Source organism: Okeania sp. SIO2B3, assembly GCF_010672525.1.
Lineage (GTDB): Bacteria > Cyanobacteriota > Cyanobacteriia > Cyanobacteriales > Microcoleaceae > Okeania.
The window spans coordinates 27,850-38,645 of record NZ_JAAHGH010000008.1; the positions used below are offsets into that span (position 1 = coordinate 27,850).

Annotated in this window: 11 protein-coding genes; 7 read left to right on the top strand and 4 right to left on the bottom strand. The window is 35.9% G+C overall.

Annotated features, from left to right (window positions below; translation table 11 throughout):
- Positions 1 to 46 precede the first annotated feature (46 nt).
- Together F6K15_RS09445 and F6K15_RS09450 are read left to right on the top strand one after the other, a co-directional pair.
- Entirely contained in the window at positions 47 to 772 is a 726-nt protein-coding gene (locus F6K15_RS09445; protein WP_293060236.1) for a hypothetical protein, read from the top strand.
- A gap of 186 nt (positions 773 to 958) precedes the next feature.
- Entirely contained in the window at positions 959 to 1,804 is an 846-nt protein-coding gene (locus F6K15_RS09450) for an alpha/beta fold hydrolase (RefSeq protein WP_293060237.1), read from the top strand.
- Positions 1,805 to 2,146: 342 nt separating this feature from the next.
- Here the strand turns inward: F6K15_RS09450 and F6K15_RS09455 are convergent, their stop codons facing one another.
- Positions 2,147 to 2,650, bottom strand: a complete 504-nt coding sequence (locus F6K15_RS09455; protein WP_293060238.1) for a GNAT family N-acetyltransferase — start codon at positions 2,648 to 2,650, stop codon at positions 2,147 to 2,149.
- Positions 2,651 to 3,774: 1,124 nt separating this feature from the next.
- Positions 3,775 to 4,836, bottom strand: a complete 1,062-nt coding sequence (gene tsaD / locus F6K15_RS09460; RefSeq protein WP_293060239.1) for a tRNA (adenosine(37)-N6)-threonylcarbamoyltransferase complex transferase subunit TsaD — start codon at positions 4,834 to 4,836, stop codon at positions 3,775 to 3,777.
- Positions 4,837 to 4,978: 142 nt separating this feature from the next.
- Between tsaD and F6K15_RS09465 the strand changes: the two genes are divergently transcribed.
- The 3 genes from F6K15_RS09465 to F6K15_RS09475 all read left to right on the top strand — a co-directional run bounded on the left by F6K15_RS09465 (position 4,979) and on the right by F6K15_RS09475 (position 6,994).
- On the top strand, positions 4,979 to 5,467 hold the full coding sequence (locus tag F6K15_RS09465; RefSeq protein WP_293060241.1) for a Photosystem I reaction center subunit III: 489 nt from the start codon (positions 4,979 to 4,981) through the stop codon (positions 5,465 to 5,467).
- A 146-nt stretch (positions 5,468 to 5,613) separates the two neighbouring features.
- Positions 5,614 to 5,739 (top strand): photosystem I reaction center subunit IX, encoded by a 126-nt coding sequence (psaJ, locus tag F6K15_RS09470; RefSeq protein ID WP_124143070.1) that lies wholly within the window; start codon positions 5,614 to 5,616, stop codon positions 5,737 to 5,739.
- A 442-nt stretch (positions 5,740 to 6,181) separates the two neighbouring features.
- Positions 6,182 to 6,994, top strand: coding sequence for a carbon-nitrogen hydrolase family protein (locus tag F6K15_RS09475; protein ID WP_293060242.1), 813 nt, complete (start codon positions 6,182 to 6,184; stop codon positions 6,992 to 6,994).
- 1,145 nt (positions 6,995 to 8,139) lie between these two features.
- On the opposite strand, the gene F6K15_RS09480 is transcribed toward F6K15_RS09475, so the two are convergent.
- Positions 8,140 to 9,234 carry a glucose-1-phosphate thymidylyltransferase gene (locus F6K15_RS09480; protein WP_293060244.1) on the bottom strand — a complete coding sequence of 365 codons (1,095 nt, stop codon included), beginning with the start codon at positions 9,232 to 9,234 and terminating at the stop codon, positions 8,140 to 8,142.
- 449 nt (positions 9,235 to 9,683) lie between these two features.
- On the opposite strand from F6K15_RS09480, the gene F6K15_RS09485 reads away from it, so the two are divergent.
- Positions 9,684 to 9,818: a hypothetical protein gene (locus F6K15_RS09485; RefSeq protein WP_293060245.1), complete on the top strand. Its 135-nt coding sequence runs from the start codon at positions 9,684 to 9,686 to the stop codon at positions 9,816 to 9,818.
- 3 nt (positions 9,819 to 9,821) lie between these two features.
- Positions 9,822 to 10,307, top strand: a complete 486-nt coding sequence (locus F6K15_RS09490; protein ID WP_293060246.1) for a hypothetical protein — start codon at positions 9,822 to 9,824, stop codon at positions 10,305 to 10,307.
- A gap of 107 nt (positions 10,308 to 10,414) precedes the next feature.
- On the opposite strand, the gene F6K15_RS09495 is transcribed toward F6K15_RS09490, so the two are convergent.
- Positions 10,415 to 10,537 (bottom strand): hypothetical protein, encoded by a 123-nt coding sequence (locus F6K15_RS09495; protein WP_293060248.1) that lies wholly within the window; start codon positions 10,535 to 10,537, stop codon positions 10,415 to 10,417.
- Positions 10,538 to 10,796 lie beyond the last annotated feature (259 nt).

Genomic DNA, 10,796 nt, shown 5'->3' on the forward strand with positions numbered 1-10,796 from the left:
GGATGACATTATTAGATAGTATATATCCCGTTCCCTCTCTTCGATTATGGCTCCGGGTTTAAAATCATCAACACTAGAACTGCTAAAGCGCTTCAACCGAGCGTTTCCACAGTTTTATGAGCAATTTGTCAGTAGTGATATCCAACTGCAAAATTTGAAGTTAGCATATCAACTTTATAAAAGTAAACAAGCTGTAATAGAACTCAGGCCAGAAGGCAACAAAAGTGCCCTGCACTTTACCTACCGAAATCAATCATTTTTGCTCAGTGATATTTTTGGGGTCTTAGCTGCCTATGGACTAACTATTCATAGCCTCAGTCTTTATGGACAAATTTACCCACCGATGTTGGTCTTTATCAAATTAGTAATATCTCGGGGGGGCAAAGCACTAACAGAGAAAACCTCAGAAAATGTTTGTCGCGCCATTCAAGAATCACTGGCAGGCCGTTTCGAGGTAGAAGAAATGTTAGCTGTAGAGTTTAATCTAGATAGTGGTTTAGAAGAAGTAGCGACAGAATTTTATGTCGATCCTGTATTTCATTTACCAGCACTATTGATTGAAGCAGATAATCAACCAGGTCTATTCTATAAAGTTATGTATGCCATCTGGCAAGAAGATTTGTTAGTAGTTAATGCCAACTTATTAGTTTGGCGTGGGCGAACTCGTCTGATTCTTTACCTTTTGGGGCCAAATGAAAGTTTGATTCCAGAATACTTAGGCCAAAAAATTGCTGAAGGTATGCGACAAAGATTAATGGGAGAAAGATACTAATAATAATTAATAATTAATAATTAATAATTACCTCTCCTTGAAAACGGATAGGATTGACGCAAAAGGGAAAATTTTTTCTTTGATCCAATCCTCTTATCTATAAGAAGAGGTAATTATAAATTCTAAATTATAAATTCTTGAACTGTCTATTGCTATACCTTTGTCAATTCAGAATAAAATACAAATATGGCAACTATAGATATCCAAGGGGTTCCACACGCCTACGAATTGACAAACCCCACTAAATACCCCCATGTACTTATTTTTATACATGGCTGGCTCTTAAGCCGTAACTACTGGCAACCTCTAATCCAAAAACTCTCACCAGATTACCAATGTTTATCTTACGACTTGCGCGGATTCGGTGATTCTCAAATTCACTCAACCCAAAAAAAATTAGTTTTCAACTACAGTCCCACAGCTTATGTAGAAGACCTGACAATATTATTACAGAAACTCAATATATCTAGTGCCTGGCTCATTGGCCACTCTTTAGGAGGCACCATTGCTTTATTAGGAGCGAATAAAATGCTCGATATTATCAAAGCAGTGGTCTGTATCAACTCTGGTGGTGGAATTTACATTAAAGAAGAATTTGAACGATTTAGGTTTGCCGGGGCACAAATTATCAAATTTCGTCCTAGTTGGCTATCTTATTTACCTCTGATAGACTTGATGTTCACAAGAACTCAGGTGGCAATACCAATCTCTCGTAAATGGGGACAACAACGATTAACTGATTTTGTGAGAGCATCTTACGCAGCAGCTCTAGGGACATTGTTAGACTCCACGACAGAATCAGAAGTTAATCGCCTGCCATTGATAGTATCAAAATTGAAGCAACCTGTTTATTTTATTTCTGGAGCAAAAGACCAAATAATGGCTCCTAAATATGTACAACATTTAGCTAGTTTTCACTGGATGTTTCAAGGCCACGGTGGAAATGTCCTAGAAATTCCTGAATGTGGTCATCTCGCAATGTTAGAAAAGCCTAATGCTGTGGCTGACCATATCCGAAGTCTTTTACAATGATTGGGGTTTGCTGAATAGAAGTCAGGAGTCAGGAGTTAGGAGTTAGGAGAATTGTGAAGGAGATAGTGGGAAGAATTATCACTTGATTTTTCTGCCCTTGCCTACTCAAAATGCTAATTCTTTAAGCTTTTTGGATATATCTAATTTCTTATTTACCGAATAATTAATAATTAATAATTGTTAATTAAATAATTCAGCTTTATGGGGAAAAAAGCGGTCGAGGGATGGCGAGGAGACCTCGCTATATCCATGAGACCAAGAGAAGAAATAATATTTCCTGATATTCAATTCCGTAACGGTTAAAATCCGAGGTAATTATCTATTATCCATTAATGAATCCTATCATTTTTTTACTTCCTCAAGATGAAGTCCAACAATTACAATATCTCGCTTCATACCATCTAAACTAGCCACTTTTGGTAAATAACCCCAACGTTGAAAGCCAAACTTATCAAATAACTTTAAACTAGGCTGGTTATGAGCAAATATAAAACCCAGTAAAGTATTAATTCCTAATTTAGGACTGTAAAAAATTGCCTCTGAAAGTAATTTTTTCCCTATTCCTTGACCTTTATATTTAGGAGCAATATATATGCTAACTTCTGCTGTGGCTTTGTATGCAGCTGTGCCATAAAAAGACTGAAAACTCAGCCACCCAACAATTTTTTCATCTAATTCCATAACCCAAATTGGACGACTATCAGGTGTGTGTTCTTGATACCAAGGAATACGACTTTCAACCGAAATACATTCTATATCTCCAGTAGCAATACGACTAGGAATTGAAGCGTTATAAATTTCTACAATTACGGCTAAATCTTTTTCTTCAGCGTTTCTAATTTTCATTACTGATGTAGCAGTCTTAATTTTGAATTGTGCAGAAAATATTTTGGAATTATAAGGGTAAGCATTCAGTCATTACCTTCATAGGCAAATCAAATTTCAATTAGTCTTGAAAGAGTAAAGTCCAATTCTCAAATGGGTAAAAGCAAATCCTAAGACCTTAGTTATCAATAGCTAAGGTGTCTTCTTATTTACGTTCAAAAGCTGTTTGCGCAGCATGACAAACAGAAACGCTGATAGCTAATAGCTGTTTGCGCAGCATTCCGCAGGAAATGCTGACAACTTAGGAACAGAGAACAGTTAAATTTTCTTACCTTCACTTAATAGTAAGTATTTACGCATTTTTGAGGGATAAACTCTATATATAGTGTGGCACTATAGTTTTAAATTACTATATATAGTATTAGTATCAATCCTGATAGTCCTATCAAGTCATCTACTTGCCACCTTACCTGCCAAAATATGACTCCTGACTTATGAACTTATGACCAAAAAATCAGGTCAATAGCTCCTCCTTTGAGGGATAAAATCTATATATAGTGTGGCACTATAGTTTTAAATTACTATATATAGTATTAGTATTAATCCTGATAGTCCTATTAAGTCATATACTTGCCACCTTACCTGCCAAAATATGACTCCTGACTTATGAACTTATGACCAAAAAATCAGGTCAATAGCTCCTCCTTTGAGGGATAAACTCTATATGTAGTGTGGCACTATAGTTTTAAATTACTATATATAGTATTAGTATCAATCCTGATAGTGCTGTCAAGTCATATACTTGCCACCTGAGCTGCCAAAATCTGACTCCTGACTTGTGAACTTATGACCAAAAAATCAGGTCAATCGCTCCTACTTTGAGGGATAAACTCTATATGTAGTGTGGCACTATAGTTTTAAATTACTATATATAGTATTAGTATCAATCCTGATAGTGCTGTCAAGTCATATACTTGCCACCTGAGCTGCCAAAATCTGACTCCTGACTTGTGAACTTATGACCAAAAAATCAGGTCAATCGCTTCCCCTGGGATAGGGAATGAAAAAAATAAACTTCAGTATTTCAAGGCTTTAGTTTTAGCCGGAGGTACTGATAACTGAAATGACTACTCTAATAGCTCAACTCAATGAAATTTGTATAATTCCATCACATCTTTTATGGCCATTCGAGAACTAGCTCCTAAGTTCAGAGATGAAATGTGGCCTCGACTCAGATGGTCAGCCGCCGCACAACCAATCATAGCCGCATTATCTGTACATAATTTCAGGGGAGGAAATAGTACCCGCAAATTATGGTTAGCTGCTGCTGTACTTAAATGCTGTCGCAACCCACTATTTGCAGCTACACCTCCACCAATAGCAATTGTATTTAATCCATAATCTAGCGCACAGGCGATCGCTCTTTTTGTTAACCCTTTCGCTACAGTTTCTTGAAAACTAGCCGCAATATCTTTAGTTATTGAAGACTCAGGTAATAATTCATGGCCTTCTGTTTCCAATTTTTGAATTAATCGCAACACTGCAGTTTTTAGTCCACTGAAACTACAATCATAAGGGTGATAACCACCTTCAGGTAAAGAAATTTTCCCTTCAGGTAAGGAAAAAGCCAATCTATTGCCCTCTGCTGCCAATTTATCAATTACAGGACCTCCCGGATAGCCAAGTTTTAATAATCTAGCCACTTTATCAAAAGCTTCTCCTGCAGCATCGTCCCTTGTTTGGCCCAATGTTTCATACACACCACAATCTTTGACATAAATTAAACTTGTATGGCCTCCAGAAACCAACAAACAGAGAAAAGGTGGTTTTAATTCTGGTTGACTAAGATAAGTCGCGTAAATATGACCTTCTAAATGATGCACTCCCACAAATGGCTTTTGATGGACAATAGCCAGAGTTTTCGCTGCCGTTATTCCCACTAACAAAGCGCCAACCAAACCAGGGGCGCAAGTAGCTCCAATACCATCAATATCTGGCCAATCCAAATCTATCTCTGTAAAAGCCTGAGCGATCGCCTGATTAATTATTTCTAAATGTTGCCGTGAAGCTATTTCTGGCACCACACCTCCATAAAAACTGTGAATATTAATTTGTGACTTTACGATATTACTTAAAACTTGACGATTCTTAACAATTGCCACAGACGTTTCATCACAACTTGTTTCTATAGCTAAAATAGTTGTCATTGACTGATAAATTTATAAAAATAGCTTGATTACTGTCAGCTTCAAATTTATCATTTCCATTAAGAAAATCCCTACTTCAGCTTAAATTAGCTACAGAAGTATGGGTAATTGTCAACACTTTGTAATAAAAGGAAACAATTTTATGAGACGATTGTTGGCTTTAGTTTTAGCCATAAGTCTTTGGGCAACTGGTGCATCAGCAGCATCAGCATATAACTTAGTGCCATGTTCAGAATCAGCAGCTTTTCAGGCACGAGCTGAATATGCTCGCCCTACTACCGGCGATCCAGAATCTGGTAAGAAACGATTTGAACGTTATTCACAAGCACTTTGTGGAGAAGATGGACTACCTCATTTAATAGTAGATGGTAGTCTGGATCGTGCTGGAGATTTCCTCATTCCTAGCATCTTATTCTTGTATATTACAGGTTGGATTGGTTGGGCTGGTCGTTCCTATCTACAAGCAATCAAATCTGATAAAAATCCAGAGGAAAAAGAGATTGTTATCGACGTTCCTTTAGCAATCCAAAAAATGCTAGGTGCAGCTCTATGGCCAATGTTGGCATTAGGAGAATTTACCTCTGGTAAAATGTTTGCTGAAGAAAACGAAATTACTGTTTCCCCACGCTAAAACATCAACGAAGGGATTAAGAAAAACTAAGTAATTGTAATTAGTATAAAAATACTAATTACTAACTGCCAAAAGTTCCAAAACAATGTTTTTAAACATTGTCTAAACAATACCTGATTTGAAAATCAGTTTTAGGAGAAATATTCATGCAAGACCTACTTAAGTATCTATCAACAGCCCCAGTTTTGGCCGCAGCCTGGATGATTATCACAGCCGGAATTTTAATTGAGTTTAATCGTTTCTTCCCAGACTTACTTTTCCACCCAATGTAAAAGCAAAAAAGTTAACTCAGATTTGTCTGGATTAATCTAAAAGTCTCAAACAAAATGTAGATTAAATTCTGAATCAATATTCAGATTAAAAATAGTGGTTAATTCAGAAATCAAAATACTAGACTAATAGTCCGTCAAGCAAAACATGATGAGTATTTTGAGTATCAAAGCCTTAATAAATAAGTGTGATTGAGAAATAGTAACTTATTAAACATAAACTTGATAGACTACTACAGTTGAAAATCTGATTTCTGAAACCACTCTAAAATTTAGCCATTGTCAACTCAGTAATCATTTTTAATAAAAAAGGAACTTAAGCTAAAGGTTGAGAAATAAGAGTGAGAAAAATTGGTAAATAACTACCTTTCTATCGGCGAATTTGGTATAAGTAATAAGGCAAACATTAAAAAGTTCCAACAAACATAGCTGAAAAACTGAGTTAATGAAATCCTATCTCGCAGCAGCAATATCAATGACAAGTGTGCCTGACTTGTCAAAAAATCTAGTACAGGCAGAAGAATTAATAGACTTAGCAGTCCGTCAAGGTGCAGAGTTAGTTACCTTGCCAGAAAATTTTCCCTTCTTGGGTGAAGAAAAAGAAAAGATGGCCCAAGCAGAAGCGATCGCTACAGAGAGTGAAAAATTTCTCAAAACAACAGCTCAAAAATTCCAAATCACAATTTTAGGAGGTGGGTATCCAGTACCTACAAAAGATGGCAAAGTTTATAATGTTGCATCCCTAATCGATCCTAATGGTAAAGAAGTAGCTAGGTATGAAAAAGCACACTTATTTGACGTTAACTTACCTGACGGTAACACTTACCGAGAATCAAACACTGTTAAAGCAGGTTTCAAGTTACCTTCAGTGTATTCATCAAAAGATTATGGGAATTTAGGCATATCAGTATGCTATGATGTAAGATTTCCTGAACTATATAGACATCTCTCAAATGCCGGGGCTGAAGTCCTATTTGTACCAGCGGCCTTCACTGCATATACAGGAAAAGACCACTGGCAAGTATTACTCCAAGCACGAGCAATAGAAAATACCTGCTATATAATTGCTCCAGCTCAAACAGGGAAGCACTATGGCAGAAGACAAACTCATGGCCATGCAATGATAGTTGACCCTTGGGGTTTGATTTTGGCAGATACTGAGGATAAACCAGGAGTAGCGATCGCAGAAATTAACCCATCCAGATTAGAACAAGTTCGTAGACAAATGCCATCCCTAAAACATAGGGTATTTACTTAACACAATTGCCTGATGTTCAATAATTAATAGATATCTCCAGAACAGAGGGAATAGGGAACAGGGAGCAGGGAGAAATAATTGATAATTTATGGATAATAATTGATTTGATTTTTGATTTTTGGAGATGTCTAATAATTAACCCACATTCCGCACCACAAAATGTAGTATAGAATCAGGAGTCAGGAGACAGGAGACAGCAATTCTGAAGAAAATTATAGCTGCCGTGATTGAGTAATCAAATATAGCAAGTATTTATGCGTAAATTTTTGACTCGGAATTTGATCGACGAAAAAAGTAATTGAGATGATTTGCATAGTATAAATATCTACCAAACTACAGATTTATATACTACTTTTAATACTGCAAATTGAAGTACGGAATGTGGAATTAATAATTAATAATTAATAATTATCTCTCCTGAAAACCCATAGAATTGGCAAATAGGATTTTTGGTCTTTATTTATTCAAAGAAGAAGCTTGAAATTTTAATTATTAGGTAATTTTATGGCGTTGCTGAAATGTAATGGTAAGCAGGTGAAGGTAAAATTGAAAAACTTATGTTTTGCGTTGATACTTAATCAGAAATTACTCATAACCAAAACATATAGTAAGGGTTAACGGCCGTTAACCCTGACAAGGTCTAACTTTACAAATGGTGTATAATTTCGTATTGAGCGTAAGTCCTGTTAATCTAAAAAATCATTACCACTCAGCAACGCCAATTTTATTACTATCTTTTCTCTTATAGGTTTAATAGCTAACTTTAACTCTCTGTATCTATCAGCTTGCCCTGAGTTTGATTCAGCAAAGCGACAACTTTTTTTTGCTAATTAGCAGCCCAGTTAATGTTAATTATTCTTATGTTTACCTCCCCTCCTGGGCTATGCTTTATAAACATCTTTCTTAACATAAAACGTAGACAAAAAAGACAAGTTATGGGTTAGTCTGGGAGCGGCTTTTTCGGGAGAAAATTGTATTGAAAAATACACGCAAGTGTGAGGACTGTAGACAAAATTCTTACTTCCCCCTCTTCCCCCTCTTCCCCCTCTTCCCCCTCTTCCCCACTTTCCTACAAGGGTTTCAGGAGTTCCTTATAAGGGATAGCGCATCATTGGGGGGTTGGGGGGGGATACCTTCTGCCTTCTTCAAGTTAGTTCTATTTGACTATCATCTCCAATCATAAATCTTAATGCTTTAGGACGTTGTGGAGCATTAATTAGTTGAGCACGACGACCGAGTAAACTATCAACAATACGTTGATGAATTTCAATAATTTTTGCTCCTTGTAATATCACACTATGCTCAATGTCAACATCAATTAAAGTTACATTATCGGCAATACTACTATAAGGACCAATAAAACAATTTTCTAGGTGACAATTATCTCCAATAATCACCGGACCTCGAATACTACAATTAATTAGTTTTGTATTTTTACCAATTTTTACTCGCCCAATAATTTGACTTTGAGAATCTATTTCCCCATTTACTGAATTAGTTAAACGAGTATCTAAAATGATTTGATTAGCACTAAGTAAATCATCTTTTTTACCTGTATCTAACCACCAACCTTCTAAGGTACGCGCTTCAACAGAAATTTCCTGATCTGCACCAGAGGTTTGCTGGTCAATTAAATATTGAATAGCATCAGTAATTTCTAATTCTCCTCTAGCTGAAGGTTTGATATTAGCAATGGCATTATGTATTTTATTTGAGAAGAAATATATTCCCACCAGTGCCAAATTAGATGGAGGAACTTTTGGTTTTTCTACTAACCCTAAAACTTTTCCTTTTTCATCTACTTTTGCCACACCAAATGCTGTGGGGTTAGGCACTTTTCGCAGCAAAATTAAAGCATCTAATTGTTCTTTTTTGAAAGTCTCTAAAAATTGTTCTAGCTGACTCTCAATAATATTATCTCCCAGATACATGACGAAAGGAGAATCTGCCAAAAATGGTTGGGCAATTTTCACCGCATGAGCTAAACCAGCAGGTTGCTCTTGCAGAATATAGGTAATATTAGCTCCAAATTTTTCGCCGTTTCCGGTTAATTCTTGTACTTCTTTTCCAGTTTCTGGACTAATAACAATGCCAATGTCAGTAATACCTGCTGCGACAATACCCTCAATGCCATACCACAAAATAGGTTTATTCGCAACTGGTACTAATTGCTTTGCTCCTGTATAAGTAAGAGGACGTAACCTTGTACCTTTTCCACCAGAGAGAATTAATGCTTTCATGTCAATACTTCCAATTGCGGATTTTTATTGTAGTTTTTGTTCTTAGGGCTGAATTTTTTCTCACTTTAGCATAAGAAGGAAGAAGGAAGAGGGAAGAGGGAAGAAGGAAGAGGGAAAAAGGAAGAGGGAAGAAAAAACTATTAGTCAATTAATTCTGACTATTTTGACAAAGTAACAAGCAGGATAAGAGATTTTTTCTGTAGGAAAATTATCGGAAATTTTGCCAACAAGCTCCACTATTGAAAGGGGAAAAAAATTTCTCGGTCATCAGGGAAAATTATCCATCAATTAATTGTGGCTATTTCCAGAACATGACAAACAGGATAAGAGATTTTTCTGCGGGAAAATTATCGGAAATTTTGCCAAAAATCTCTACTACTGAACAGGAGACTAATTTCTCGGTGACTAGGGAAAATTATCCATCAATTAATTGTGACTATTTCTAGAACATGACAAACAGGATAAGAGATTTTTCTGCGGGAAAATTATCGGAAATTTTGCCAAAAATCTCTACTACTGAACAGGAGACTAATTTCTCGGTGACTAGGGAAAATTATCCATCAATTAATTGTGACTATTTCTAGAACATGACAAACAGGATAAGAGATTTTTCTGCGGGAAAATTATCGGAAATTTTGCCAAAAATCTCTACTACTGAACAGGAGACTAATTTCTCGGTGACTAGGGAAAATTATCCATCAATTAATTGTGACTATTTTCAGAACATGACAAATATAGTCAGAGATTTTTATGTAGGAAAATTCTGTGAAATTTTGCCAAAAATCTCTACTACTGGAGAGGAGACAAATTTCTCGGTGACTAGGGAAAATTATCCATCAATTAATTGTGAATATTTTCAGAACATGACAAATATAGTCAGAGATTTTTATGTAGGAAAATTCTGTGAAATTTTGCCAAAAACCTCTACTACTGAAAAGGAGACAAATTTCTCGGTCATTAAGGAAAATCTGCCATTAATTAATTCTCGCTATTTTGGTCAAGTGATAAACAGGATAAGAGATTTTTTCTGCGACAAAATTATCTGGCATTTTGCCGAACAGCTTTACTGCTGAAAGGGGAGAATTTTTATTGGTCATTCGGAAAAATTCTGTAGCATTTTGCCAAACAGCTCCACTACTGAAAAGGTAAAAAATTACCACTTATCAGGGAAAATTATCCATCAATTAATTTTGGCTATTTTCAGAACATGACAAATATAGTCAGAGATTTTTTCTGCGGGAAAATTATCGGAAATTTTGCCAACAAGCTCTACTACTGAAAAGAAGATTAATTTCTCGGTCATTAAGGAAAATTATCCATCAATTAATTGTGAATATTTTCAGAACATGACAAATATAGTCAGAGATTTTTCTGCGGGAAAATTCTGTGAAATTTTGCCAAAAACCTCTACTACTGAAAAGGAGACAAATTTCTCGGTCATTAAGGAAAATCTGCCATTAATTAATTCTCGCTATTTTGGTCAAGTGATAAACAGGATAAGAGATTTTTTCTGCGACAAAATTATCTGGCATTTTGCCGAACAGCTTTACTGCTGAAAGGGG